The sequence below is a fragment of the Tateyamaria sp. 7Alg 36 genome, from assembly GCF_059882455.1.
In genome coordinates, this window is record NZ_CM187613.1 from 132,408 (window position 1) to 157,478 (window position 25,071).

General features: G+C 62.0%; 25 protein-coding genes. 2 read left to right on the forward strand and 23 right to left on the reverse strand.

Annotated elements, in window-relative coordinates:
• Positions 1 to 93 precede the first annotated feature (93 nt).
• The 23 genes from AC6GQJ_RS00650 to AC6GQJ_RS00760 all read right to left on the reverse strand — a co-directional run bounded on the left by AC6GQJ_RS00650 (position 94) and on the right by AC6GQJ_RS00760 (position 22,534).
• Complete coding sequence (locus AC6GQJ_RS00650; RefSeq protein WP_500770756.1) at positions 94 to 753, reverse strand: protein-L-isoaspartate(D-aspartate) O-methyltransferase; 660 nt, start codon at positions 751 to 753, stop codon at positions 94 to 96.
• Complete coding sequence (gene surE / locus AC6GQJ_RS00655; protein WP_500770758.1) at positions 750 to 1,532, reverse strand: 5'/3'-nucleotidase SurE; 783 nt, start codon at positions 1,530 to 1,532, stop codon at positions 750 to 752. The genes AC6GQJ_RS00650 and surE overlap by 4 nt, the downstream gene beginning before the upstream one ends.
• 107 nt (positions 1,533 to 1,639) lie before the next feature.
• Positions 1,640 to 2,281 carry an SDR family NAD(P)-dependent oxidoreductase gene (locus AC6GQJ_RS00660; protein WP_500770760.1) on the reverse strand — a complete coding sequence of 214 codons (642 nt, stop codon included), beginning with the start codon at positions 2,279 to 2,281 and terminating at the stop codon, positions 1,640 to 1,642.
• 52 nt (positions 2,282 to 2,333) lie between these two features.
• Positions 2,334 to 2,582, reverse strand: coding sequence for a pilus assembly protein PilP (locus tag AC6GQJ_RS00665; RefSeq protein ID WP_500770762.1), 249 nt, complete (start codon positions 2,580 to 2,582; stop codon positions 2,334 to 2,336).
• Positions 2,583 to 2,704: 122 nt separating this feature from the next.
• Complete coding sequence (locus tag AC6GQJ_RS00670) at positions 2,705 to 3,670, reverse strand: mechanosensitive ion channel family protein (RefSeq protein WP_500770764.1); 966 nt, start codon at positions 3,668 to 3,670, stop codon at positions 2,705 to 2,707.
• 51 nt (positions 3,671 to 3,721) lie between these two features.
• Complete coding sequence (locus tag AC6GQJ_RS00675) at positions 3,722 to 4,150, reverse strand: hypothetical protein (protein WP_500770766.1); 429 nt, start codon at positions 4,148 to 4,150, stop codon at positions 3,722 to 3,724.
• A gap of 57 nt (positions 4,151 to 4,207) precedes the next feature.
• The gene (gene purF, locus AC6GQJ_RS00680; protein WP_500770768.1) at positions 4,208 to 5,704 is read right to left on the reverse strand and encodes an amidophosphoribosyltransferase; all 1,497 of its coding nucleotides are present in this window, start codon (positions 5,702 to 5,704) and stop codon (positions 4,208 to 4,210) included.
• Between the two features lie 166 nt (positions 5,705 to 5,870).
• Positions 5,871 to 6,425 carry a CvpA family protein gene (locus AC6GQJ_RS00685; RefSeq protein ID WP_500770770.1) on the reverse strand — a complete coding sequence of 185 codons (555 nt, stop codon included), beginning with the start codon at positions 6,423 to 6,425 and terminating at the stop codon, positions 5,871 to 5,873.
• 30 nt (positions 6,426 to 6,455) lie between these two features.
• A complete protein-coding gene (radA, locus tag AC6GQJ_RS00690) occupies positions 6,456 to 7,823 on the reverse strand; it encodes a DNA repair protein RadA (protein WP_500770772.1) in 1,368 nt (455 codons plus the stop codon).
• A 38-nt stretch (positions 7,824 to 7,861) separates the two neighbouring features.
• Positions 7,862 to 8,632 carry a DNA repair protein gene (locus AC6GQJ_RS00695; protein ID WP_500770774.1) on the reverse strand — a complete coding sequence of 257 codons (771 nt, stop codon included), beginning with the start codon at positions 8,630 to 8,632 and terminating at the stop codon, positions 7,862 to 7,864.
• 136 nt (positions 8,633 to 8,768) lie between these two features.
• On the reverse strand, positions 8,769 to 9,212 hold the full coding sequence (locus AC6GQJ_RS00700; protein WP_500770776.1) for a paraquat-inducible protein A: 444 nt from the start codon (positions 9,210 to 9,212) through the stop codon (positions 8,769 to 8,771).
• A gap of 65 nt (positions 9,213 to 9,277) precedes the next feature.
• The gene (locus AC6GQJ_RS00705) at positions 9,278 to 10,024 is read right to left on the reverse strand and encodes an ABC transporter ATP-binding protein (RefSeq protein ID WP_500770778.1); all 747 of its coding nucleotides are present in this window, start codon (positions 10,022 to 10,024) and stop codon (positions 9,278 to 9,280) included.
• Between the two features lie 73 nt (positions 10,025 to 10,097).
• A complete protein-coding gene (locus AC6GQJ_RS00710) occupies positions 10,098 to 10,871 on the reverse strand; it encodes an MlaE family ABC transporter permease (RefSeq protein WP_500770780.1) in 774 nt (257 codons plus the stop codon).
• Positions 10,868 to 11,902, reverse strand: coding sequence for an alanine racemase (alr, locus tag AC6GQJ_RS00715; protein WP_500770782.1), 1,035 nt, complete (start codon positions 11,900 to 11,902; stop codon positions 10,868 to 10,870). The genes AC6GQJ_RS00710 and alr overlap by 4 nt, the downstream gene beginning before the upstream one ends.
• A 195-nt stretch (positions 11,903 to 12,097) precedes the next feature.
• Positions 12,098 to 13,594, reverse strand: coding sequence for a replicative DNA helicase (locus tag AC6GQJ_RS00720; protein ID WP_500770784.1), 1,497 nt, complete (start codon positions 13,592 to 13,594; stop codon positions 12,098 to 12,100).
• 282 nt (positions 13,595 to 13,876) lie between these two features.
• A complete protein-coding gene (locus AC6GQJ_RS00725; protein WP_500770786.1) occupies positions 13,877 to 14,551 on the reverse strand; it encodes an orotate phosphoribosyltransferase in 675 nt (224 codons plus the stop codon).
• 76 nt (positions 14,552 to 14,627) lie between these two features.
• Positions 14,628 to 15,659 carry a dihydroorotase gene (pyrC, locus tag AC6GQJ_RS00730; protein WP_500770788.1) on the reverse strand — a complete coding sequence of 344 codons (1,032 nt, stop codon included), beginning with the start codon at positions 15,657 to 15,659 and terminating at the stop codon, positions 14,628 to 14,630.
• 33 nt (positions 15,660 to 15,692) lie between these two features.
• Positions 15,693 to 16,670: a phosphoadenosine phosphosulfate reductase gene (locus tag AC6GQJ_RS00735; protein WP_500770790.1), complete on the reverse strand. Its 978-nt coding sequence runs from the start codon at positions 16,668 to 16,670 to the stop codon at positions 15,693 to 15,695.
• A gap of 88 nt (positions 16,671 to 16,758) precedes the next feature.
• Complete coding sequence (locus AC6GQJ_RS00740) at positions 16,759 to 17,805, reverse strand: glycosyltransferase family 2 protein (protein WP_500770792.1); 1,047 nt, start codon at positions 17,803 to 17,805, stop codon at positions 16,759 to 16,761.
• Positions 17,802 to 18,506 (reverse strand): FkbM family methyltransferase, encoded by a 705-nt coding sequence (locus AC6GQJ_RS00745; protein ID WP_500770794.1) that lies wholly within the window; start codon positions 18,504 to 18,506, stop codon positions 17,802 to 17,804. The genes AC6GQJ_RS00740 and AC6GQJ_RS00745 overlap by 4 nt, the downstream gene beginning before the upstream one ends.
• 1 nt (position 18,507) lies before the next feature.
• Positions 18,508 to 20,883, reverse strand: a complete 2,376-nt coding sequence (locus tag AC6GQJ_RS00750) for a glycosyltransferase family 2 protein (RefSeq protein WP_500770796.1) — start codon at positions 20,881 to 20,883, stop codon at positions 18,508 to 18,510.
• Positions 20,883 to 21,509: a sulfotransferase gene (locus AC6GQJ_RS00755; RefSeq protein WP_500770798.1), complete on the reverse strand. Its 627-nt coding sequence runs from the start codon at positions 21,507 to 21,509 to the stop codon at positions 20,883 to 20,885. The genes AC6GQJ_RS00750 and AC6GQJ_RS00755 overlap by 1 nt, the downstream gene beginning before the upstream one ends.
• Positions 21,506 to 22,534, reverse strand: a complete 1,029-nt coding sequence (locus tag AC6GQJ_RS00760) for a glycosyltransferase family 2 protein (protein WP_500770800.1) — start codon at positions 22,532 to 22,534, stop codon at positions 21,506 to 21,508. Before AC6GQJ_RS00760 ends, AC6GQJ_RS00755 begins: the two co-directional genes overlap by 4 nt.
• Before the next feature lie 213 nt (positions 22,535 to 22,747).
• Here AC6GQJ_RS00760 and AC6GQJ_RS00765 point away from each other — a divergent pair, with 213 nt between their 5' ends.
• Positions 22,748 to 23,656 carry an AAA family ATPase gene (locus AC6GQJ_RS00765; protein WP_500770802.1) on the forward strand — a complete coding sequence of 303 codons (909 nt, stop codon included), beginning with the start codon at positions 22,748 to 22,750 and terminating at the stop codon, positions 23,654 to 23,656.
• A 59-nt stretch (positions 23,657 to 23,715) separates the two neighbouring features.
• Positions 23,716 to 24,966, forward strand: coding sequence for a vWA domain-containing protein (locus AC6GQJ_RS00770; protein ID WP_500770804.1), 1,251 nt, complete (start codon positions 23,716 to 23,718; stop codon positions 24,964 to 24,966).
• The last annotated feature ends 105 nt before the right edge of the window (positions 24,967 to 25,071 follow it).

The window sequence follows — 25,071 nt, forward strand, 5'->3', positions numbered from 1 at the left end:
CGTCCTCTGCCGGACCCCTCTGAAGTGGGGGCGTTGCCGGTGTCGGCACCCGCAAAACGGGACCGGTTCGTTGCGGTGCGTCATACACCAATTTCAGTCTTTGCCCAAGCCCTCGAGCAGCGGAACGAAGCGCACATCGCGCATTTCGTCATATTCAAGGCCATTTGGCGTCTTGTGCACCTTGATCAGGCTTTGCACGGCGTCCGACTGGCCTACAGGCAGCACCATGATGCCGCCCATCTTGAGCTGCGCAAGCAATGGGCCAGGCGGGTCTTCGGCGGCGGCGGTCACGATGATCCGGTCAAAGGGGGCCTGATCGGGCAGGCCGTGCGATCCGTCGCCGGTGATGGCCGTGATTGTGTGCAGGTCGAGTTCGTCAAAGACCTTGCGCGCCTCGACCACCAGACGGCGGTGGCGGTCGATCGTGTAGACGCGGCGCGCCAGCTTGGCGAGGATCGCCGCCTGATAGCCGGAGCCCGTGCCGATTTCGAGCACCTTGTCACGCGGGCTGATGTTCAGCGCCTGTGTCATCAGACCCACAACCGAAGGCTGGCTGATCGTCTGCCCGCAGGCGATAGGCAGGGGCATGTCCTCGTAAGCGCGTTCGGCAAACAGGCCGCGCACGAAGGGGCCACGGTCAATCGCCTCCATCGCGCCCAGCACGCGCTTGTCCGTCACCCCGCGCGAGCGCAGCGCATAAAGGAACTGCATTTTGCGCGTTGCAAGGTCGTCCGTATTGTCGTCTGCGCTCATGTGGCGATGGCCCCGAGTTGGTCGAGCATGTCATGTGCCGTAAGGTCCGCCCGCATCGGCGTGACCGAAATATAGCCGTCAAGGTTCACTGCCGCATCCGTGTCGGGGGCCGTGTGCACCTGCTGGTTGCCACCCTTGATCCACAGGAACTGCCGCCCCGAGGGGGAGGTCGTCGCCTCGGTATGGAAGCCGACGCCGGGGCGCAGGCCTTGGGGGGCGAGCTTGATGCCCTTCACCTCGGCAGCGGCGACGGGGGGGATGTTGACGTTGTAAAACAGCTGGTAGTTCGGCTGCACCGTGGGCGTGTGGGCGATGATCCGTTCGATCACCTGTTTGCCATGGGTCAGCGCCGCCTCGAACGGGTCGTCGAGGTCACGGTTTCCGAGGCCGAAATATTGCGACAGGGCAATGGAGAGCACGCCTTGCAGCGCCCCTTCGATGGCACCGCCGAGCGTGCCGGAATAGAGCGCGTTTTCAGCCGAGTTGTTGCCACGGTTCACGCCCGACAGGATCAGGTCGGGGCGGTCGTCCATCACGTCGAACAGTCCGGCCAGAACGCAATCGGCGGGACTACCTTCGACGGCGACGCGGCGGGGGGCGATTTTTTGGATCATGAAGGGGCGGGCATAGCTGATGCAGTGACCGACGCCGGATTGTTCAAAGGCCGGAGCCACAGTCCAGACTTCGCCCGATGGCCCGGCGAGGTCGTTGGCAATGGTTTCAAGAACACTCAGCCCGGGGGCCGAGATACCGTCGTCATTTGTGATGAGAATGCGCATGTGTTGCCCCTTTGTGCCTTAGTATGGGCAGGGGGGAACGGGGGCAACTGTCGGAGCGCTCCGCGCGGGCATATTTGTAGAACAATGAGTGGGGCGTTGCGTGCAGGTTACGGATCGAGTTCGGAAAGAATGCGCGCGGCCTCGTTTGCGGGATCGTGCAGGGGGCTGCGGTCTTCGCCGGGGTGAAAGCGGGCGCGGGTCGCGGTGGGCATGGGCGCGGGTGTCGCGATGTGTACACGGGGGCCGGTTTTCGCGCATTCGCTTTGCCAGCTGCGCGCCAGTGCGATCTGGGCGGCCTTGGTTGCGCCATAGCTGCCATAGAACGGCGCACCGGCTTGCGGGTCGTCAAAGAACAGCGCCGTGCCATCCGCGCCCAGCAGCGGGGCGACATAGGTAATTAGCGTCGAGGTGGCGGTCACGTTTGCGGCGACGGATTTTGCCATATCCTTGGCGTCGATCATGGAGGCCGGTGCCAGAGGGGCGGCATGTACTGCCGTGTGCGCCCAGAAATCGAGACTGCCCCAGCGGTCGTGGATACCGCGGCACAGGGTCTGCATTGCAGCCTCGACCGTGATGTCCATCGGCGCAAGTGTGGCGTCGCCGCCAAGGGCCTTGATCTGGTCATCCAGTTCTTCGAGCGCGCCGGTGGTCTTGGCCACGGCGATGATGTGGTGCGTGGGGGCAAGGGCGCGGGCCAGAGCCGCGCCAAGCCCGCGAGAGGCACCGGTGATGAGGGCTGTTTTGTTCATAGGGCGGGTGTGCCTGTCTCGGTTTGCGGCGTCAAGCGGCGTCGCGCGTTGATCACATATGGAGGGTGCGGGTTCCCTGCGGCGATAGCAGTATAATCGCATCCGGCGCAATCGCCTGAACGGTGCCTTGGCGCAAATGATCGCCCACTTGCACGGTGGTGATCTTGCCATTGGGCAGGCGCAGCAGAGCGCGGCGGGCCTGTTCGGTGCCAGCCACGCCGATCAGTTGCAACTGGCGCAAGGGCAGTGCCGATTTCTGGGTCGCGAGGTTGGCAATTTCGGGGTTGGTTGTTTCGGACATGGTGCCTCTGCCATTGGGATGAGAGGCGGCGCTAGCATGGGACAGCGCAGAGAAAAATGCGTGATTTTCCCCTGCGCTGGAAGTGGCTCATTTGGTGCGTGGCGATCAGCCGGAACTTGCTGTCAGGCGGGTTTTTCCGCGCTCTTCTTGTCCAGCGCGTCCGCGATGCGGCGCGGTTTGGGGTCTTTGCCGGTGGCAGGCCAGCCTTCGCGTTGGCTGGCGCGGTCGCCATCTGTTTCCTCGGTCTGGTCGTGGAACAGGTGCACTTGCGTTGGATAGGGCATGTCGATGCCGTTCTCGTCGAGCTTTTTGTAGACCGCTTGCAGCACCTCGCCAAAAACGTGGATCTGGCTGGCGCGGTCGCTGTCGGTCCACCAGCGCAGACGCACGATATTGGCAAAATCGCCAAGGGCAATCGGGATGGTTTCGGGGGCAGGGTCGGGTTTCACGCCCTCTACCTCGCCGCAAGCCTCGACCATGAGGGCGCGGGCGCGGTCCCAGTCGTCATTGCATCCGATGCCGATGTCATATTCGCTGCGGCGCACTTTGTAGGCGGTGTTGACTACAACGCTGTCGGTGTAGATGTCCGCGTTGGGGATCACCACACGGCGGCCATCATAGGTTTTGATCAGGGTGGCGCGGGTTTCGATCCGCTCGACCGTGCCCTCGTGCCCGCCTGAGACGATCTGATCGCCCACTTCGAACGGTTGGCGCAGCAGGATCAGGATGCCGGCCAGCATGTTCTGCAAAATGTCCTTGAAGGCAAAGCCGATGGCGACGGAACTGACGCCAAGCCCCGCGATCAGATCACCGGGGGTGAGGGAGGGCGCGACGATGGCGACGGCCAGCATCAGGCCGATGATCGTGATGGTCCAGCGTACAAGGCTGCCGCCCACTTCGGCAAGGCTGGGGCGGTCGCGGTTCTGCGCAGCGCGCCGGATCAGGGCCGCGACGCCTTTGCCCGCGAACCAGAACAGCACCAGCACCACAAGCGCCACAGCAATATTCGGTAACAGTTTGAACAGCCCGTCGAGCCACGCGTCCAGTTTGTCAAAAATCAGTCCGGGGTTTGCTTCGACGTCTTCCATGCGCAGCTGTCCTTTGTCGCCTCTATCGGGACGACAACGCGCAGGCCGCGCCTATGGTTCCGTGCGGGGGCGTAGGTAGGTGAAGGTCAGGTGCGCCAGCGTGCGGATCGCGGGATCGGGCAGGGGCGTCGCCAGATCGAAGGTCAGACTGCGCCGCCCGTCATTGTCAAAAGCATCTGGAAAGCGCGTGGACATTTGCCCCGCCAGATCGGTGCGGCAGTTGACGAAAGCCATGAGGGCGGTGGGGTTTTGCGCGCTCCACCCGAAACGCAGGGTCGATCCGGTGCGCGGTGCGCGAGGGCGCCACGCGGGTTGGCCCCATTTCAGGGATTCGTCTAACGCGCCGACGTCTGATTGCGCGGCCACGTCGAACAGGATGTCACGGATGGCCAACAGACCGTGCTGCGCGGTATCGGGCCAAGTGGACAGAACCACTTGTACCTCTGGCGGCAGGGCGGGGATCGGGATGCGGGATGTCATAGGCTACGGCCTAGCACTGTCTGCTGACACTGCGTGACCACAGCCCATCGGCGGGGATTACTCCGCCGCCTTCATCTCGAACCCTTTTTCGATCTGGTCCACAGGTTCGACAGGGTATTCGCCCGAGAAACACGCGTCGCAATATTGCGGCTGGGTGCTGTCGCGGCCATCGGCCTCGCCCACGGCGCGATACAGACCGTCCAGCGAGATGAACTTGAGGCTGTCCACGCCAAGGTGTTCGGTCATTTCCTCTTCGCTCATCGTCGCGGCGAGCAGTTTTTCGCGCTGCGGCGTGTCGACACCGTAGAAACAGGGCCAAGCGGTAGGCGGGGAGGCGATGCGGAAGTGGACCTCGGCCGCGCCGGCATCAAGGATCATTTCCTTGATCTTGCGCGAGGTCGTGCCGCGCACCACGCTGTCATCGACCAGAATGACCCGTTTGCCACGGATCAGGGCGCGGTTCACGTTCAGCTTCAGACGCACACCCATGTTTCGGATGCTTTCCGTCGGCTCGATGAAGGTGCGGCCCATATACTGGTTGCGGATGATGCCCATCGCATAGGGAATGCCCGATTGAAGCGAGAAACCGATGGCCGCAGGCGTGCCCGAATCTGGTACCGGGCAGACAAGGTCGGCCTCAACGGGGGCTTCCTTGGCCAGTTCGCGGCCGATGTTTTCACGGGTTTCATAGACCGAGCGCCCGCCCAGAATACTGTCGGGGCGGCTGAAATAGACGTGTTCGAAGATGCAGAAACGCGACTTTTTCGACCGGAAGGGAAAGCGGCTTTCGATGCCCTTTTCGGTGATGACCACCATCTCGCCCGGTTCGATCTCGCGCACGAATTCGGCGCCGATGATGTCCAGCGCGCAGGTTTCCGAGCTGAGTACATAGCCGGTTTCCAGCTTGCCAAGCACCAGCGGGCGCACACCCAAGGCGTCACGCACACCGATCAGCTTGGTGCGGGTCATGGCGACAACGGAAAACGCGCCTTCGACGCGGCGCAGGGCGTCTTCCATGCGTTCGGGGATATTGCGTTGCAGGGATCGCGCCATCAGGTGGATGATGCATTCGCTGTCCGACGACGACTGGAAGATCGACCCGCGTTCGATCAACTCGCGGCGCAGGGCGTTGGCATTGGTGATGTTGCCGTTATGCGCAATCGCCGCGCCACCCATGGCAAATTCGCCAAAGAAGGGCTGCACATCGCGGATCGCGGTCTGCCCTTTCGATCCAGTGGTGGAATAGCGCACATGCCCGATTGCCAACTGGCCGGGCAGGGTTTCCATCACTTTTTGCGAGGTGAAGTTGTCGCGTACATAGCCAAAGCGGCGGGCCGAGTTGAAACCGTGTTCGGCGTCGTAGGAGACGATGCCGCCAGCCTCTTGCCCGCGGTGTTGCAGGGCGTGAAGGCCAAGGGCGACGAAATTGGCCGCGTCCATGGTGCCAAGCACGCCAAAGACGCCGCATTCTTCTTTCAACTTGTCGCTGTCGCCAAGGGCACCGGCGGCGTCAAAGTCGAAAGGGTGGGATGGCCAATAAGGTGCGTCGGACAAGGGTGGCAACCTTTCGAAACTGTGGGGGCGTTACGGTCTGATACTGCGGTGGTCTATCGGAGTCACGCCCGCAGATTGATTTTCTGGGCGTTATTCCACCGGCTGGGCAGCTGTGCCGCCCAAACCGTCTGTTTACTGGGGTCTTCAGCCGTTTTCCGCGTGCGGATCAGGCGTCGCAGCTTCCCACGAGCGACTCGTATTGGCGGGTGATCCAGCCAAGTGCCTCTTCGGGGTTCTGTTCTTCGATCTGGCCGGTGAAGCGACCGAACACGGCAGCCGAGCGGCTTTCGTCCACGATGGTGTATTCCTGACCGGTGATCACGGTGTCGTAGACAAAGAAGGCAATCGCCACCAGCAGGACACCGCGCGCCACGCCAAAGAGGAAGCCGAGCCCCTGATCCACCCCGCCAAGGGCCGAGCGTTGGACCAGCGAGGAAAACAGCGGCGTGAATAGCGACACGACAATAAGCGCAAGGGCGAAAACAAGGGCGAAGGCACCGATGACGCTGAGTTCGCAGCTGTCGGCGAGAAAATCACCGATGACAGGGATCTCACTGACCAGCGGTTCAACGCGGGGCGCGAACAGAAAGGCCAGAATGGCCGCCGCGATCCATGCCGCGATGGCCATGATCTCGCGCACGATCCCGCGCCCATATGCCAGAAGTGCCGACAGAATGATGACCACGGCCACAATGCCGTCAATGATTGTGAACCCGTCCATGGTCCTGATCCTTTTTGCTGCGCTGTTTGCCTAGCCAGCGCCGAATACTTCACCCACAAAGCCGGTCAGATCGCTCATCAAATTCAGCGTCATTCCGTTTTTGCCATGGGTCTTGCCCCCTTTCGGAGCAATCGCAGATGCAAAACCAAGTTTTTGCGCTTCTTTCAACCTGTTTTCGGTCTGCGGTGCCGGTCGCAATGCCCCCGAGAGGCTGATTTCCCCGAAAACAACCGTGTCTGCGGGCAGCGCACTATCTTCGCGTGCAGACAAAAGCGCCGCCGCCACAGCCAGATCGGCAGCAGGTTCCGAGATTTTCATTCCACCGGCCACGTTCAGGTACACATCAAGCCCCGCAAAAGGAATGCCGCAGCGTGCCTCGAGCACGGCGAGAATCATTGCCAGTCGCGCGCCATCCCAACCGACCACGGTGCGGCGAGGCTGGCTGTGCGGGGTGGGGGCGACAAGGGCCTGCAATTCGCACAACACGGGGCGGGTGCCCTCGATCCCTGCAAAGACCACCGATCCGGGCGACGGGGTGCCGCGTTCGGACAGGAACAGGGCCGAAGGGTTCGTGACCTCGGCCAGTCCCGCGCCTGTCATCTCGAACACGCCGATTTCTTCGGCGGGGCCAAAGCGGTTTTTGACGGCGCGCAGGATGCGGAACTGGTGGCCGCGTTCGCCCTCGAAATACAGAACGGTGTCGACCATATGTTCGACGACACGGGGGCCTGCGATCTGGCCTTCCTTGGTGACGTGGCCGACCAGCACAACGCTGACGCCCTTGCGCTTGGCAAAGGTGGTCAATTCATGCGCCGCCGCGCGCACCTGACTGACCGAACCGGGGGCGCTGTCCACGGTATCAAGCCACATGGTCTGGATCGAATCGATGATCACAAGGCCCGGTGCTTCGGTTTCCAGCGTGGTGAGGATGTTGCGCAGGTTGGTGTCGGCGGCCAGTTGCACCGCCGCATCGCCAAGGCCCAGCCGTTGGGCACGCATCCGCACCTGCGCGCTGGCTTCTTCGCCGCTCACATAGATGGTCTTGAGGCCCTGACGCGCAAATTGCGCCGCTGCCTGCAACAACAGGGTTGATTTCCCGATGCCCGGATCGCCGCCGACAAGAATGGCCGAGGCGGGGACAAGCCCACCACCAAGAACGCGGTCGAGTTCGGGCATGGCCGAGGGGGTGCGGGGCGGGGGCGCTTCTTCGGTGCGCAGGTCGCTGAGGATGATGCCGGTGCCACGCTTGGCCCCGAGGGATTTGGACCCCGCGCCCACAGACAGGCCCGCGTCTTCGACAATGGTGTTCCATTCGCCGCAGGCATCGCAACGCCCCGACCACTTGGTATGGGACGCACCGCACGCCGTGCAGGTGTATGAGACTTGGGATTTCGCCATGGCGAAGATGTGCCAGCCCGCCTTGACGGGGTAAAGCCCTATTCCGCGCGCTTGGGCAGTTGGGTCACCTTGGACGTGTCGGGCAGGGTTTTCATCGCAGGTTTGGGCGCGTTGAATTCCGGCAGCATGGTTTCCAGTTCGTCCAGCAGGCGTTCCATCTGGGTGCGGGCGACGTTCTCGTCCAGTTCCATGCGGGTGATCCAGTTGGCGAATTCGGATTGCACGGCTTTGGCATGGGCGAGGCGTTCGTTGAAGCGGTCGATCTCGAACTGGCGTTCCTTGAGGAACGAGCGCGCGCGCTGGATGCGCTCCTCGGAATAGGCCTGTGCCAGATCGCGGCTGATATGGGACATCTTGGCCGCCAGTTCGAGGATTTCGGGCTCAAGCTTATCAAGGTCGGGGTGGTCGCGCATATACATCAGCCGGTCGCGGGTGTTTTCGAACGCGTCCATGGATTTGAACACGCCCTCGCGGTCGGCAGCATGAGCTGCGTGATAGGCGCGGGTGATGTCATCGACGCCGATTTCAAAAGACCGGTGCGAATTTTCCAGCCGCATCATCCGCCAGTTCGTCGGTAGGAAGAAGCACAGCGCGAGGGCAAAGATGGTAAGTCCGACTTGGGCGTAAATACCGGCATCAGGGATGGCGGCCCCGTTCCATTCCAGCGGCAGTGTCACCCACGGCACCACGCCAAAGGTTGCCAGCAGGGTGAAACCGATAAGCGCCACTGCAAGAACGCCGAACAGTACCAGCGCCGCGCGCTGCATCAGAGCGACGAATATCTGCGCCGCAAGATTGAAATGAGCCACCAGTCTTCCCCCAGAAGACGCGAAATAAGGTTAATGATACAGGGGCAAGATGCTGAACAGCAACGAAAATTGGAGGGGCGCGGTGATTTTCGCTAAATTGAGGGGATTTGGCGCGCCGATTGTTTCGCCTTTGGGATCAGTCCGTGGCGGTGCGGTGCAATTGTTCCGTGCGCCAACTGACCCAGAGGGAGGCGAGGATGCAGGCGGTGAACAGATAGAGACCCCATGCAGTCTCAATCCGGCCCACACCGATGCCTTTGGACAGCGTAATATAGAGCGCGATCAAAAAGATATCCGCCATGGCGAGCTTGCCCAGTACCGCCAGCAGGGGCGTCACCTTTGGCCCGAGGTAGCCCCAATGCACAAGCGCCAGCGCCACGGTTTTGGCAAAGGGGGCAAGCAGCGCGAAGAAGGCGACCACGAGGGCCAGAAATACGTCCGTGGACCACAGCGATTGCAGCCCCGTCAGGACCGAAATTTCCGTGAGGTTGAACAGCGGCAACAGGCCTGCGCGCATCAACGGGGCCCACCATGACAGCGGAAACAGAAATAGCAGTGACAGGTTGATCCAGCGATGCATCGGTGCCCTTGCGTATGTGGCGGATGGCTCTGTTTGCTGCGCAAAGGCGCCCACCCGCCACCCCTTTATCTGACCGCTTCGATCGGTCCGGTGGCGCGTCCGTGGATGAACTGGTCGACATAGGGATCGCCCGCCGCGTCCATGTCGGCAACGGGGCCGGTCCAGCGGATTTTTCCTGCGTGCAGCATCGCCACATTGTCGGCAATGGTGCGCACGCTCGACATGTCGTGGGTGATGGTCATCGTGGTTGCGCCCATCTCGGTCACGATCTCGCGGATGAGGTCGTTGATGACGCCCGCCATGATCGGATCAAGGCCGGTGGTCGGTTCGTCGAAAAAGATGATCTCGGGATCGGCGGCGATGGCGCGGGCCAGTCCGACGCGTTTCTGCATGCCGCCGGAAAGTTCGGCCGGTAGCCTGTCAGCCACATCCGGCGTCAGGCCAACGCGGCGCAGTTTGTCGATGGCGATCTCGCGGGCCTCCTCGCGCGGTTTGGCAAGCGAGCCGCGCAGCAGGCGGAAGGCCACGTTCTGCCAGACGGGCAGGGAGTCAAACAGCGCGCCGCCCTGAAACAACATGCCAAAGCGCGCGAGGAAAGCGTCACGGTCGGCTTTGGTAATATCCGTGCCGTCCACGGTGATTGTGCCGCTGTCGGCGGTGACGAGGCCTAGGACCGATTTTATGGCCACCGATTTTCCCGTGCCGGAGCCGCCGATGATGACCATTGAGGTGCCTTTGGCCACGTGCAGGTTCACGCCGCGCAGGACGTGGTTGCTGCCAAAAGATTTGTACACGTCGTTCAGCGTGATCATCGCGTGCCTCGTGTTGTGGGCGCGGATGCCTCCGGCGGGAGTATTTGGGACGAAAAGAAGGGGAAGGGGCGCGTCATATGGAGAAGAAGACCCCTGTGAGCACGAAGTTGGCGGCAAGGATCAGGACGGCGGCGGCTTCGACCGAGCTTTTGGTGGCGCGTCCGACACCTTGGGCACCGCGGCCCGAGTTCATGCCGAAATAGCAGCCCATCAGCGCGGCGATGCATCCGAAGACTGCGCCCTTGGCGAGAGAGGACGTGATGTCGCGCAGTTGCAGGAAGTCGACCGTGTTCTGGATATAGGCGGCGGCGTTGAAGCCCAGCGTACCTGTGGCCACGGCGTAGCCGCCGAAAATGCCGATGATGTCGCCGACACCGACCAGCAGGGGAACAACGAGTGTGGCGGCCAGCACGCGTGGGGCGGTGAGGTATTTCATCGGGTGGGTAGAAAGGGTGACCAATGCGTCGATTTGCTCGGTCACTTTCATGGTCGCGATTTCGGCGGCGATGGAGGAGGTGACCCGTGCGGCGATCATCAGGCCGACGAGGACGGGGCCAAGTTCGCGCACCATGCCGATGGCGACGATTTGGGGCACGACCGCTTCGGCATTGAAACGTGCGCCGCCCGCGTAGATTTGCAGTGCGAGTGCGCCGCCGGTGAAGATCGCGGTCAGGCCGACCACGGGCAGGGACAGCCAGCCGATGTTCAGCAGCGCGATGGCGAATTCACGCGGGTAGAAGGGCGGGCGCACCATATGTGTGAGGGTCGACCAAGCATAGCCGCTGACCCTGCCGATTGCGGCGAGGATGCCCAAGACAAGGCGGCCAATGGCGGCGAGCAGGCTCACGAGATGAAGCTCCGCTCGTAGCGTTGACCGAGTTGGGTCAGGATTTCGTAGCCGATAGTGCCTGCGGCCTCGGCCACCGTATCGACGGACTGGTGCGGCCCCATCAGTTGCAGATGCGCGGGATCGCGGCCCAGCGTGGTGACATCGGCGGTGATCAGGTCCATGGACACGCGTCCGACCACGGGGCAGGGCATATCGTCGGCATAAAGCGTGGCACGCGGCCCCATGGCGCGGATCAGCCCGTCGGCATAGCCGCCCGAGACGGTCGCGATCCGGCTGTCGCGCGGGGCGGTCCACGTGTTGCCATAGCCTACCGTTTCGCCCTGCATTACATCGCGTACCTGAATGACCGGCAGGTCCAGCGTCACCACAGGCTCTGCATCAATAAAAGGCAGCCCGCCATAGAGGCCGATCCCGGGACGCGTCATGTCGAAATGGTAGTCGGGGCCCAGCAAGGTTCCGCCCGTCGCCGCCAGGGAACGTGGTACGTCAAGCCCATCAGTCATGCCACGAAAGGCCGACAGTTGTTGCGCATTCATCGGGTGGTCGGGTTCGTCTGCACAGGCCAGATGCGACATGATCAGCGCAGGGCCCTGCGCAATGGCCAGATCACGCACGGCGGACCATTCGGCCGCTTCCATGCCAAGGCGGTTCATCCCGCTGTCCAACTGAATACCAAAGGGCGCGCCGGGCATAGCTTCGACATGGCGCAGCATCTGGTCAACCGAGTTCAACAGCGGGGTAAGGCGCGCCTCGCGGATCGCTTGCGTGTCGCCCACCATATGACCGGAGAACACAAAGATATCCGCGCCCTGTCCGATGCTCGCGCGCAGGGTTGCCCCTTCGGCAGCTGTGGCAACAAAGAACGTGCGCACACCGGCCCGTTGCAGCGCCTGCCCAACAACTGCCGCGCCAAGGCCATAGCCGTCGGCTTTGACCACAGCGCCGGTATCGCCCGTGCTCTGCCGGTCAAGCGCCTGCCAGTTGCGCACAAGCGCGCCAAGATCAATGGTAAGGGTTCCTGAACTCATAATCGCCTTCTTGGCACGCGCCCGTCCCGCGTCAACCCTTTATTACCGCATAGGCTGGCCATAGCCTGATGCGTCGCACCAAACGTGCCACTCTCTGCGCCCGAATTCTCTGTTCCAAAATATCCCGGGGGAGGCGTAGCCGGGGGCAGAGCCCCCAACGGTACAACTTCAACCAACCGTCGCGAGCGCTGGCGATCAGAACCCGACGTCGCTGTCGCCGCTGCCCTGCTGCCAAGGCTGCACGAGGTTGCCAAAGCGGGTAAAGCGACCTTCGAAGGACAGATCGACCGTGCCGATGGGGCCGTGACGCTGTTTGCCGATGATGACCTCGGCGCGGCCGTGCAGGCGCTCCATCTCTTCCTGCCATTTTGCCATGGCTTCCAGATCGTGATCACCGGGTTTTTCGCGTTCTTTGTAGTACTCTTCGCGGAACACGAACATAACCACGTCGGCGTCCTGCTCGATCGAACCGGATTCACGCAGGTCCGACAGTTGCGGGCGTTTGTCTTCGCGGTTTTCTACCTGACGGCTCAACTGGGACAATGCGATCACGGGGATGTTCAGCTCTTTTGCGATGGCTTTCAAACCCATGGAGATTTCCGCGATCTCTTGCACGCGGTTATCGGCGGTGCCGCGCACCAGTTGCAGATAGTCGATGATCAGCACGTTCAGCCCGTGCGTCCGTTTCAGGCGGCGGGCGCGGGCGGCAAGCTGGGCGATGGGAATCGCGGGCGTGTCGTCGATGAACAACGGGCAGGCTTCCAGCGCCTTGGCCGCATCGACAAAGCGGCGGAATTCGGTCTCGGTCATGTCACCGCGCCGGATCTGTTCGCTGGGCACTTCGGCGGCTTCGGACAGGATACGCGCGGCAAGCTGTTCGGCGCTCATCTCAAGAGAGAAGAACCCGACCACGCCGCCCTCAATCGCGCCTTCGGTGCCATCGGGTTTGACCCCGTGTTTATAGGCCTTGGCGATGTTAAAGGCGATGTTGGTGGCGAGCGAGGTTTTCCCCATCGACGGACGGCCCGCAAGGATCAGAAGGTCGGACGGGTGCAGACCGCCGAGCTTTTTGTCCATGTCGTTGAGGCCGGTGGAAATGCCTGCAAGCCCGCCTTCGCGTTGATAGGCGGCGTTGGCTACGTTGACCGCGTCGGTGACGGCCTTGAGGAAGCTTTGAAAGCCGCCTTCGGAACTGCCCTGTTCGGCCAGTTTATAAAGCGCCTGTTCGGCCTCGACGATCTGTTCTTTTGGTTCGGAGGCCACATCGACCTTGGCCGCTTTGGCGCTGATGTCGCGGCCCAGCTGGATCAGGTCGCGGCGCACGGCGAGGTCATAGATGATCTGCGCATAGTCCCTGACCGCGTAGGCACTGATCGCGGCCCCAGCCAGACGCGCAAGATAGGCCGGACCGCCCAGTTCCTTCAGGCCCTCGTCATCTTCCATAAAGGCTTTGAGCGTGACGGGGCTGGCCAGATTGTTCTTGGCAATCCGCGCGGCGGCAATTTCGAAAATGCGCGCGTGCACGGGGTCATAGAAGTGACCGGGCCCGATGATGGCAGCGACACGGTCGTAGATATCGTTATTGGTCAGGATCGCGCCCAGCAGTTGCTGTTCGGCCTCTGTGGAATGGGGCATGGTTTCGGCATCTTGCACTGCGACGCCGGTCGGATTGATCGCTGCGATCTCGTTCATGGCCGATACCTCTGGTTTTGTATTTTCTTGTCCACCACCGAAGGGGAGCAGATGACATATTTTCCGGTAGCTGCAAACAGGGCGTAACCCTGTTTGCAAGCCTGTGCGCAAACCTGTGGGTAATTGATAGTACCCCAAGGGGCGCGCAGATGTTGCGGTGTGTTTCGCCTAACCTACCACATGCAGAAAATCGGTGGAATGGGAATCGCAGTTACACACAGGCGATGCACATTTTTTATCCACAGATTTCTTGGCGCGGCGAGGCTTGCACAGCAGCTGCGGTCAGGAGCGAGCGGCCTGCCACGCGCGGGGATCGTTCAGGAACGCCTCGACCCCTGCAAGGGTGTCTTCGTCAAAGGCGTTCGAGGCGCGCGCCTCGGCCAGAACGTCCCACCATGTGCACAGGTGGTGCAGCGCAACCCCGTGATCGCCCAGTGTCTTTTCCGTTTCGGGGAAGATGCCGTAATAGAAGATCACCGCCGTATGCGCACAGGTGGCGCCGGTGTCGCGGATCGCGTCCACAAAGCTGAGCTTGGAGCCGCCATCGGTGGTCAGATCTTCGACCAGCAGCACGCGCTGGCCTTCGCTCATGTCGCCTTCGATACGTGCATTGCGCCCGTAGCCTTTGGGTTTCTTGCGCACATAGGTCATGGGCAGGGCCATGCGTTCGGCCACCAGCGCCGCAAAGGGGATGCCCGCGGTCTCGCCGCCTGCGATGTTGTCAAACGCCTCGAAACCCGCGTTGCGCATCACGGTCACTGTGAGGAAGTCCATCAGCGTGGCGCGGATGCGCGGGTGGCTGATCAGTTTACGGCAGTCGATATAGGTGGGCGAGGGCAGGCCGGAGGCCAGCGTGAACGGCTCTGCCGCGTTGAAGTGCACGGCCTTGATTTCCAGCAGCATGCGCGCTGTCAGACGCGCCATTTCTTCTTGGGTGGGATAGCTGGTGGGGATCATGGGGCAAGACTTTCGACTGGTTGGGCGTGTGGCCGGTGGCGGGAGCCTCCGGCGGGGATTTTTTGGAACAGAGAAGTTAACGGACGGACCACGCAACCTCGAAGCCGGGGTCGAAGACAGTGACGGGGCCGTCTTCTGTATCGACGTGGCTTGGCTGCGGGGCAGGGGTTTTCACAAGGGTCAGGGTCGCGTCGTTTTTCGGCAGCCCATAGAAGGCCGGACCGTTGAGCGATGTGAACCCTTCGAGCTTGTCGAGTGCGCCGTCTTCTTCGAACACATGGGCGAGGATCGCCATGGTGTTGGGGGCGGTGAAGCAGCCCGCGCAGCCGCAAGGCAGCAGTTTGTTCGCATCCGTGTGCGGCGCGCTGTCGGTGCCTAGGAAGAACCGTGCCTCGCCCGAGGTGGCGGCGGCGCGCAGGGCCAGTCGATGGCTTTCACGTTTGGCGACAGGCAGGCAGTAGTAATGCGGTTTGATGCCCCCCGCGAGGATGTGGTTGCGGTTGATCACGAGGTGGTGCGTGGTGATCGTCGCACCCAGCGAGTCATCCTGAGCGCGGGCATAATCGACCGCGTTGGACGTGGTGATATGTTCCATGACCACGCGCAGGCCGGGGGTGGCGCGGCGGACAGGGTCGAGCACCCGGTCGATGAACACGGCCTCGCGGTCGAAAATGTCGATGTCTGCATCCGTGACTTCACCGTGCACGCAGAGCGGCAGGCCGATCTCGGCCATGCGGTCGAGCGTGGCGCGGATGTTGTCGAAATTCGCCACGCCGGACGCCGAATTGGTTGTCGCCCCTGCGGGGTAGAGTTTGACGGCTTTGACCAGACCGCTGGCATGGGCGGCAGCGACGTCGTCGGGATCTGTGTCTTCGGTCAGGTACAGGGTCATCAGCGGCGCGAAATCGGCCCCTTCGGGCAGGGCCGCGAGGATGCGGTCGCGATAGGCCAGCGCCTGCGCGCCGGTAACGACGGGGGGCACCAGATTGGGCATGATGATGGCGCGGCCAAAGTGGCGGGCGCTGTGGGGCACAACGGCCCGCATCATGGCGCCATCGCGCAGATGCAGGTGCCAGTCGTCGGGGCGGGTGATCGTCAAACTATCCATGCAGGGCGCGTAGCATGGGGGCTTGGTCCGTTTCTAGCCCTCCTGCGCATCCTCGGACGGGTTTTGTGCGCTCTGCGCTTCTTGTTTGCGCTGCGCCTCAATTTCGGCGAGGCGGCGTTTGAAGCGGGGGGCCTTTTTCATGCGCGATGTGACATTGCGCACCATCATATAGGTAAGGTCGGTGCGTTCGTTTGCATCAAGCGTCGCCAGCACGCGGCGCAGATAGGCCGGATAGGTGCGGCGTGCGCGGTAGAGCTTGGCAAAGGTGACATCGTTCAGCGTCCCCTCGGCAGCGTGCACCAGCAGCGGTAGTAGCACCTGCATCTCGATCAGATCGCTTTGCAGCGCATCGCCCATATTGCGCAGGCGGTACTGCTGCACGCGGGGGCGGGTGAACAGAGCGGCATGCATCGCGTCAAGCTGTTCCTCGGGGTCATAGAGGACAAAGGCCGCATCGCAGGCATCCAGCATGTCGGGCGCGAACCCGTAGCGCGAGGTAAAGTCGGTGCGCCGCATTTCGAAGAACCGTTCGTCCCATTCGGTCACGCGGGGGTCCAGCGTCGCCTGCGGCTGGATCGCCAGCACGCGTGCACCCGGTGCCGCGACAGAGAAAGCCGCCGCCGCATAGCCGCCCGGACCCGCGCCATAGAACAGCACGGTTTCGAATTCGTCAAAGAACCCGTCATCAATCAGTCGGTCGAACAGGGCGATCACATTGCGGTCGCGGAACCATGTGTCGCCATCCGAGGCCACGCACAGATGTGCCCAGCCTTGATCGCGCACGAGGTTCCAACCCAGCGGTTCGGCCCCTTGGGACAGGGCGCGGATGCCTTGGATGGTTTCGAATGTTACGACAAGGGTCGACGCCCCGCGGACATAGGCCGCAAAATGTTTGCGGCCCAAGGGGCGGAAAAAACCGTGGTTTTTGGCGGTTTCCGCCAGTTGCGATAGCCATTCGCCCTTGGACAGATCGCCGAGATCAGGATCGAATGCGGTGTTTTCATCTTGCATAACAGTACCTCACAGTCCCGCCGATTCCCGAGCGGGTTTGGCGATAGCTAGTGCGGCAATGAGGCAGAATTAAGTAAAGATTGCGCGACTATTTTGCCGACGCGCGGGCGGCATTGGCAAATTTTACCATGAATTTCGCCCCGTTTTCCGGCACGGGGCGGGTGGGCGGCGTCATCAGCAATCGCCCGAACAGGGCGCGGAACGGTTCCTGTAGCATCAGCGCCTCGAAACGCGCCTTGCGCCATGCGACGGCATTGCTGTGCAGGGTGGCGAGGGTTGGATCGGCGTGCAAGCGCGCCAGTTCGCCATCCCGGGCGGCGTCATAGCGGCGGATGGTGTCGTCGGTATCTGTCGAGAAATTGCGTTCGACCCAGTAATCGGCACCCAAGATGTCGTCGGAATGCACAGCGCGCCCGCGATCCGCCTTGAGTACATAGCTTTCCATGGCACCAAGAGGGTAGTGGTTGATCTGCGCGAGGCCGTAGTTGGGGCGTCCGTAATTCGAGAAAATGCGCTTGGTCTTGAACTGGTCGTCCAGTGCGCGGCCATGGCCATCGAACCAGCGCGCGTCCGCAAGGCGGTCCTGTTCGGGGCTGCGCGGGCGGTGCACGCCGGGTTTTTTGTAGGTGCCGTCGTTGCGGTAAAGCGTTTTGAACATCGACGCGCGCCATGGCCAGTACAGGATTTCCGGCGCGCCCTTGGTGAACACCTCTGTCACGGGCCGGTCCTGATAGCGGACCTGATCGTTACAGCCGAACAACCGCCATGTCAGGGTGATCGCCGTTGCCTCGGGCAGGGCGGCGTGCAGGGCACTCAGCGTGCCGTCGCCTGCGTGGATGTTCACAAACTCGTCCACGTCCAGCGGCAGGATCCAGTCGGCCTGCTTGACGATGTCCATCTTGGCGGCCTGCTTCAGCGCGGTGAACTGGATGCCGCCCTGATCATAGGGGCCTTCGTTGCGCACATGGGTCAGGCCGCCCAAACTGGCCAGATGGTCCAGCATGTCATCGGTGCCATCGTCGCAATCATTTGAAAAGACGAGGAAATGATCAAATCCCACGGCGCGGTGATGGGCCAGCCATTCCAGAAGGAATGCCGCCTCGTTGCGCACGCACAGGATGGCGAGGTGGCTCATGCGCCTTCGGACTCGTCGGCCATGAAACACACGATGCGGCCCGCACTGACGCGGGGGTTATATGCCAGTCCGGCCTTGGTCGCGGCGGCAAAGACGCGCAGCGTTCCGTCATGGCCGATCAGGGACGGGTGCAGTTTGACTACCAATTGGCGCACGCCCTTGAGGGGCAGATCGTCCAGCAGGTCGGCCTCGCCCCCTTCGATGTCGCACAGGACGACCGTGGGTTTGACGGAGGACATTACCGTTTTCGCGTTCAGCATATCGACCGTTGTTTCCGTGCTGCCGTCGTCTTCGTCGCCCTTGAGGGACGAGGCCGCAAAGGGCGCGCGAACATAGAAGGGAACGGTCGATTTGCGCTTGCCCAGCACAGCATGGGTCAAAGTGACGTTGGAAATGCCGTTGGTTGCCAGCATCGCCTCGGCATAGGTTAGCAGGGCGGGGTTGCCGTCGTAGCCGTGGATTTCCGCAACCTTGCGGCGTTTCGCGATCATACCGGCGACAAAGCCAAGGCCGCAGCCCAGATCCAGCACGCGGTCATCGGCCCGCACCACCTTGAGCGCAGCGGTCGTCAGGTCGCGTTCGTAATTCCCCTCGCGCAGCAATCCGCGCACCTTGCCGGTGAGATAGTTGCCGTCCTTGGGGAATTTTAGCGCGCGGGACTTGATGAACCCTTCTGGGTCGATGGTTTTGCCGCCGTCCATCCTAGCTCTCCATATCTAGGGCGAGCGCATAGGCCACCCGCTCGGTCTCGGTCAGTTTGACCTTGAGTGCCTGTTCGTACAGGTCCTTGAATTCGGGGTTTGCGTGCAATTTGTCCGCCTTGGCGCGGTGCCATGCAAGGCCCTTTTCGTGCCAGCCGTGCAGGTTGTCATCCTGCATCAGACGGTCGTATTCGGCGCGCAGGCGGGGCAGGTTCCGCTTGATCGTAATGTCGCGGAAATCGGACCAGTCCATGCGGATCCAGTAGTTGATCCCGATGGACCGGTCGACGTGCAGAGCGCGGCCCCTCTGGCGCTTGATCAGGAAGCTTTCGGCGCTGCGCAAAGCGTAGTGATTGAGTTGAAGCAGGTCATAGCCGATTGACTTTTTCGAACTTCTCCAGCCGTTCTCGGCCACTTCTTTGGTCATATCCTTGCCAGATCCATTCACCCACGTCACTTTGCCCTTCTTTTCGGGCTTCAGCTTATTAGGGCGGTGGCAACTGATCTTTTCATAGGCACCGATGTTCTTGAACATGGTTTTGAACCCCCAGACCGTGTGCGGTTTGGGGCAGTATTTCGGGGCGCAGTGGTCGAACTGGTCGATCACGAACTCATCGGCCAGATCGGTCACGCCGTTATGCCCGAACAGCCGCCATGTCATCGCGACGTTGGTGGCATTGGGCACCGCGTCAAAGAAATCCTGCAAGGTGCCGTTGCCGGTGCGCACATTCATGAACTCGTCCACGTCGATATGGATGATCCAGTCGGCGTTCTTGATCACCGGTTCCTTCAATGACTGGTTCAGCGCGTATTGCTGGGGCGAGTTGCCCTTCCATTCGTCGTTGTTGCGGTGTTGCAGCACGCCCATCTCTTGCAGGCGGTCAAGGATTTCGCTGGTCCCGTCCTCGCACCCGTTGGTGTAGATCAGGAAATTGTCCACGCCCATGGCGCGGTGATAGGCGACCCATTCAACGATATAGGGGGCCTCGTTTTTCATGCAGCCGACGATCACATTGCCGCTGGACCCTTCGGGCAGTTTGCGCGGCGGGATTTCGGTGTAGGCGGCGGCCAATTCTTCCTCGTTCACCGCGCCCAGCTTGTTGTGCGGCGCGAAGGAGGACGCGCGCAGTTTCTCAAAGTTCTGCACAGCCAGCGGCGGCATCAGCGCGCGTGCCTGATCGGTCAGCCCGTCCTTTGGCGTCTCTTCAGCGGCAGCCGCAGGGGCGGGCGCTTTTGTACCGTTGAGGCGCGCAAGATCGGCCGCTTTGGTTTTGCGTTCTTCCTGCGTCGCCTTGTTGATGCGCCACATGAAACCCAGCAGATATTGCGAGGCGCGGAAGCCGAGTGTTGGGTCGGCCTCGGTCCATTCTTTCTTGGCGCGCGGGGCCTTGAACAGGTTGGCAGGCAGGTTGTGTGCCTTGGCCAGCGCGGCGTTCTGCGTGGCAAAGGTTTTCGAGATGGCGGAAAGAGACGCAGGATCAATTGCGTCGCCGTCGACCTTGATTTCGTTGATGAAAGAGCGCCAGAGCTGGCGCGGAAGAATACGCTTTTCCCCCTTGAGTACATCAAGGATCAGCGCGTTCAACAACCGCCCCCGTGCCATCCATGCCGCCGAGGGTGCCGCCGGTGGCGTCACCGCCGTGGCCTTGCCGATGGCACCGTCAATCTCGAACGCGGCGCGCAGTTCATCCGTGACGGTTTCGGCGGCAAAAGCGTCGGCATCATAGGCGCGGAACTGCACAGATCCTTCGCCAAAGACTGCTGTCCAGTGCCGTTCCAACGCTGCATAATCCAGCCAGAATGGTGCGGCCTGATTTTCAAGGAACACACCGGCCTGCGGGTTGATCTTGGGCGCTTCGGCCAGCGCGTCGGCCCACCATGCATCGGTGCCCGCCAGCGCCAGTTCCTGTTCCAGCGACACGCCGCGCCCTTCCATCACCTGCTCAGCATAGTGGCGGGTCAGAAGGCGCGCAGGCTCGTCCACATGGGCGATGATGCGAATGTCATCCGACAGCGGCGACAGCAGCGCCTTCAGCGTCTCAAGCTCGGACCGGGCGGCAAGGCTGACCCCCAGTTGCGAGGCTGACAGGATCAGGTGGTCGGGGGAGTGCTGTGCCACTTCGCGGGTCAGATCGGTTGCCAGCGTGTCACGCAGCACCTTCTGTTTGTCCGCCGTGATATAGCCGCGGTTATAGCGCAGCGGATCGATATGCGCAGGGTCCGTCACCGCCATATAAAGCCGCGTGTGGTTCTTGTTTCCGGGGCTGCGCGCATAGAGCACGCCCTTGGAAATAAGTTGGTCCCGTTTGGAGGCCAGCACCGATTGCAGGCGATCCGCCCCAACCTGTTCGAGCCCGATATGCAGGTGGATTTTCATCACACAACCTCGTTCAACTTGTTAACATTGGTCCGGCCCCACCAGGTCACGGGGATTTCCAGAAATCCACTGATCAGATCGCGTGCGGCGGGGTCGGCCACGTCATATTCCAGAAAATCGTCGTCATCGCGGAAGATCGCGCGCAGATGTGCGTAATGGGATTCGATCCACTGCATACGTTCGCTTGTGATATCGCCATAGCCTTCGGGCATCCCCGGAACAGGGGCGGTGGGCAGGCGCGCCGTGCCAAGGTCGGACCATGCCAGCATGGATTGCGACGTGGCAAATGTGTCCCTGTTCGAGGCAAGGAACTTGACCCCCGGATGGTGCGCACGGATCGCCATGATCAACCCGTAATCCATCTGCGGCCAGATCGAGCGGCCTTCGCGCAGCACGCTCATCTCGCTGATCGCGTCGAATTCGGTAAGGAACGCCGCGGGATCGCCGGTTTCGTAATAGCCGCGATACAGCAGGTCCGCGACAAAGGCCCCGTGCAGCGCCTCGTTCTCGGTTTGCTTGGTGCGGATGCGATGGTCGGCCACGTGACAGCCCGCGCGGCGCAACGCGCGCGCAAGGGTGGTCGTGCCCGTTTTCGGCAGGCCCAGATTGACCACACGCAAGGTCATTCGGCGGCTTCCAGCAGGCCCAGATCAATCAGCATCGCCTCTTCCTGCGGGGGCAGGGTCGAGGCGGCGCGCAAGTGCTTTTGCATGTCCTGATATTCGGGTTGCGCCAGAAGTTCGTCGCGCTTGGCGATATGCGCTTTCACGGCCTCTTTGTGCAGGGTGTTGATCTCTTTGTCTTTCTTCAGCTCGGCCAACGCCTTTTTCAGATCGGGCAGGTAGCGCTCAATCGACCGGTCTTCCCATGCGGGATCGTTACGCTCGCGCCAATAGGTGTCGTCGAACACGCGGTTCTCGCGGTTCACATCACCACGGTCATTCTTGACCAGATAGCTGTCGAGACTGCGCAGCGCGTAATGGTTCAGCGTCGCAAACTCCCGCGCGCCTTGCGCAGGAAAACGCCGGATGCGGCGCGGATTGGCGGCGACCAGAAACTTGTGCGGTACCTTGCGCCCCGACGCGTCGGTCCATTCGGGCCGCGCCTTGCCTTTCTGGAAGGGGCGGTGCGCGCCGTAATATTGCAGCGGAAAATTGTGGCGTACCAGCGACTTGACCTCGATCGCGGCCTCGCCACACCACAGGTCGGGATTGTGCGAGCGTGTGAATTGCCCAATCACCGGACTGTCCTCGAACGCATCCACACCGTCATTGGCAAAGAACTGGAAATTGACCGAGATCGCCTGCGGATCACCACAGGCCTCGACCAGAGCGGGGATGGTGTGATCGCCCACATGGATGTTCAGAAATTCGTCCACATCCGCGACCCAGACCCAATCGGCATTGATTACGATGTCCTGCTTGCGCGCGTCTTTCAGCGCCTCCATCTGGTAATTGCGCCCCTCGGCGGGGTTGGGCAGGTGCTGGCACAGCCCACGGTCGGCCAGCGCATCCAGCAACTTGTCGGTGCCGTCCGTGCAGTCGTTGGAATAGAACAGATGGTCGGTGACACCGATCAGCCGATTGAAGGCGATCCACTCCAACAGGAACGGGCCTTCGTTCTTCACGCAAGTCACAGCCGTTACGCGCATGCGCTCTCCGCCTCTATGTTGGGGTCAAACGCCCGCCGCCTCTGTCGGGCTCGGGTGCAGTGATGCCCCAAACCTCTTTTTCTGTGGTTAACACGTGTCTCCACATGCTGCTGCATCATGCCATTACACGCGAATCACGTCAACGATAAGCGCCCGTGCCCCTTGACGCGCGCCCGCCTTGGTGCAGTTTGGGTGCAAAGAGGGGGGCGGTACATGCCACAGATGGCTTCGATTGATGCGGTTCAGAAAATGCTGGGCGATCAAGGGTATGTATGTGACCGCGCCTTGGGTACGGTGGTGTTCCTCTCCTTGCGTCTGGGCCGGCCCCTGTTTCTTGAGGGCGAGGCGGGCGTGGGCAAGACCGAAATCGCCAAAGCTCTCAGCGCTGCCTTGGGGCGGCGGCTGATCCGGTTGCAATGTTACGAGGGGCTGGATGCATCCTCGGCGGTCTATGAATGGAACTTTCCGGCCCAGATGGTCGCCATCCGCACTGCCGAAGCGGCGGGTGCGGCGGACCGCACGGCGCTGCAATCGGAACTGTTTTCCGACGCATACCTGATCAAGCGCCCGCTACTGGATGCGATGCAGCCCGATGAAAACGGTGCGCCGGTCCTGTTGATCGACGAACTCGACCGCACCGATGAACCGTTCGAGGCGTTCCTGCTCGAAGCGCTCTCGGATTTTCAGGTCACCATCCCCGAACTCGGCACCGTCAAAGCCCCGGAACCGCCCATCGTGATCGTCACCTCGAACCGCACGCGCGAAGTGCACGATGCCCTGAAACGCCGCTGCCTTTATCACTGGGTGGACTACCCCGATTTTGACCGCGAGATGGACATCCTCAACGCCCGCGCGCCCGAAGCGTCCGAAACCCTCAGCCGCGAGGTGGTGGCCTTCGTCCAGAAACTGCGCACCGAGGATCTGTTCAAGAAACCGGGCGTGGCGGAAACCATCGACTGGGCCAAATGCCTGCTCGCGCTCGACGTGCTGACCCTCAGCCCCGAGGTGATCGCAGACACGCTCGGTGCCATCCTCAAATATCAGGACGATATCCAGAAACTGCACGGCTCCGAAGCCAAGCGCATTCTGGACGAGGCCAAAGCCACGCTTGAACCGGCATGATGTTTCTTTTGGCCATAAATACTGCGGGGGTCCGGGGGTGGAACCCCCGGGGGTGATCCATGCCGGAATACGCGCCGCTTGATCTGCCGGACGACCCGAAACTCGCGGGCAATATCACCCATTTCGCACGCGCCTTGCGCCGTGCGGGACTGCCGGTGGGCACGGGCCGTGTGATCGACGCGATAAGTGCGGTCTGCGCGGCGGGGTTCACGAACAAGCGCGACTTTTACTGGACGCTGCACGCCTGCTTTGTCTCGCGCCCCGAACATCGCGCTGTCTTCGCGCAAATATTCCGGCTTTACTGGCGCGACCCGCGGTATCTGGAACATATGATGGCGGCGATGCTGCCTGCGGTGCGCGGGGTGCAGGAAGACCGCAGCGCGCAAGCGGCGGAAAAGCGCGCCGCCGAGGCGTTGCTGGACGGGGCAGGCGCACCCGATATCCCCGAGGACGAAGAGGACGGCACCGAGATCGAGGTTGATGCGTCCCTCACCACCTCTGGCGAAGAAAAGCTGAAAACCCTAGATTTCGAACAGATGAGCACCGCGGAAATGGCGCAGGCCAAGGCGATGCTGGCCCGTATGGAACTGCCCGTTGACCCGCTGCGGTCACGCCGCGCCCACGGCGCACTAAGGGGGCGGATCGACCCGCAGCGCACCTTGCGCGCCGCCATGCGCTTTGGTGGCGAGATGCGTGATCTCAAGTGGAAGGCGCAGCGGCTGCGCTATCCCAATCTCGTGGTGCTGTGCGATATCTCCGGCTCTATGAGCCAGTATTCCCGTACGGTGCTGCATTTTCTGCACGCGGTCGCCAACGCCAAGGGGGCGGGCTGGGCCAAGGTGCATGCGTTCACCTTTGGCACGCGGCTGACCAATATCACGCGCCATCTGGCCACCCGCGACGTCGATGCCGCCTTGCGCGCCGCAGGGGCGGAGGCGCAGGACTGGGAAGGCGGCACGCGCATCGGCAGTTGCCTTGAGGCATTCAACCGCGACTGGTCGCGCCGCGTGCTGGGGCAGGGGGCGGTGGTGCTGCTGATCACGGATGGTCTGGACCGTGACGATCCCGACGCCCTGTCGCGCCAGATGCGCCGGTTGCACCTGTCGGCACGGCGGCTGATCTGGATTAACCCGCTGCTGCGGTGGGATGAATTCGCCCCCAAGGCGCGGGGGATTGCCGCCATGCTGCCGCATGTGGACAGCTTTCGCGCAGGTCATTCCATCGCCTCGCTTGAGGAACTGGCGCAGGTCATCTCGCAAGCGGATGATGTGGGCCAGCGCGATCGGCTGATGGCGATGCTGCCGGACTGAGCGGTTGCGGCGCACGCCATGTTTCAGGGTGCGCAGGCAGGTAAGAGTTTTGATTTGATAGGAAGATTAGCATGCACCCCCCGCGATCTGCGTGCAGATGACGGG

Excerpts from the sequence above, each read along its gene's own strand:
- AC6GQJ_RS00650 (WP_500770756.1), bottom strand. The coding sequence starts at position 753 with ATGAGCGCAGACGACAATACGGACGACCTTGCAACGCGCAAAATGCAG.
- surE (WP_500770758.1), bottom strand. The coding sequence starts at position 1,532 with ATGCGCATTCTCATCACAAATGACGACGGTATCTCGGCCCCCGGGCTG.
- AC6GQJ_RS00660 (WP_500770760.1), bottom strand. The coding sequence starts at position 2,281 with ATGAACAAAACAGCCCTCATCACCGGTGCCTCTCGCGGGCTTGGCGCG.
- AC6GQJ_RS00665 (WP_500770762.1), bottom strand. The coding sequence starts at position 2,582 with ATGTCCGAAACAACCAACCCCGAAATTGCCAACCTCGCGACCCAGAAA.
- AC6GQJ_RS00670 (WP_500770764.1), bottom strand. The coding sequence starts at position 3,670 with ATGGAAGACGTCGAAGCAAACCCCGGACTGATTTTTGACAAACTGGAC.
- AC6GQJ_RS00675 (WP_500770766.1), bottom strand. The coding sequence starts at position 4,150 with ATGACATCCCGCATCCCGATCCCCGCCCTGCCGCCAGAGGTACAAGTG.
- AC6GQJ_RS00685 (WP_500770770.1), bottom strand. The coding sequence starts at position 6,425 with ATGGACGGGTTCACAATCATTGACGGCATTGTGGCCGTGGTCATCATT.
- radA (WP_500770772.1), bottom strand. The coding sequence starts at position 7,823 with ATGGCGAAATCCCAAGTCTCATACACCTGCACGGCGTGCGGTGCGTCC.
- AC6GQJ_RS00700 (WP_500770776.1), bottom strand. The coding sequence starts at position 9,212 with ATGCATCGCTGGATCAACCTGTCACTGCTATTTCTGTTTCCGCTGTCA.
- AC6GQJ_RS00705 (WP_500770778.1), bottom strand. The coding sequence starts at position 10,024 with ATGATCACGCTGAACGACGTGTACAAATCTTTTGGCAGCAACCACGTC.
- alr (WP_500770782.1), bottom strand. The coding sequence starts at position 11,902 with ATGAGTTCAGGAACCCTTACCATTGATCTTGGCGCGCTTGTGCGCAAC.
- AC6GQJ_RS00720 (WP_500770784.1), bottom strand. The coding sequence starts at position 13,594 with ATGAACGAGATCGCAGCGATCAATCCGACCGGCGTCGCAGTGCAAGAT.
- AC6GQJ_RS00725 (WP_500770786.1), bottom strand. The coding sequence starts at position 14,551 with ATGATCCCCACCAGCTATCCCACCCAAGAAGAAATGGCGCGTCTGACA.
- pyrC (WP_500770788.1), bottom strand. The coding sequence starts at position 15,659 with ATGGATAGTTTGACGATCACCCGCCCCGACGACTGGCACCTGCATCTG.
- AC6GQJ_RS00735 (WP_500770790.1), bottom strand. The coding sequence starts at position 16,670 with ATGCAAGATGAAAACACCGCATTCGATCCTGATCTCGGCGATCTGTCC.
- AC6GQJ_RS00740 (WP_500770792.1), bottom strand. The coding sequence starts at position 17,805 with ATGAGCCACCTCGCCATCCTGTGCGTGCGCAACGAGGCGGCATTCCTT.
- AC6GQJ_RS00745 (WP_500770794.1), bottom strand. The coding sequence starts at position 18,506 with ATGGACGGCGGCAAAACCATCGACCCAGAAGGGTTCATCAAGTCCCGC.
- AC6GQJ_RS00750 (WP_500770796.1), bottom strand. The coding sequence starts at position 20,883 with ATGAAAATCCACCTGCATATCGGGCTCGAACAGGTTGGGGCGGATCGC.
- AC6GQJ_RS00755 (WP_500770798.1), bottom strand. The coding sequence starts at position 21,509 with ATGACCTTGCGTGTGGTCAATCTGGGCCTGCCGAAAACGGGCACGACC.
- AC6GQJ_RS00760 (WP_500770800.1), bottom strand. The coding sequence starts at position 22,534 with ATGCGCGTAACGGCTGTGACTTGCGTGAAGAACGAAGGCCCGTTCCTG.
- AC6GQJ_RS00765 (WP_500770802.1), top strand. The coding sequence starts at position 22,748 with ATGCCACAGATGGCTTCGATTGATGCGGTTCAGAAAATGCTGGGCGAT.
- AC6GQJ_RS00770 (WP_500770804.1), top strand. The coding sequence starts at position 23,716 with ATGCCGGAATACGCGCCGCTTGATCTGCCGGACGACCCGAAACTCGCG.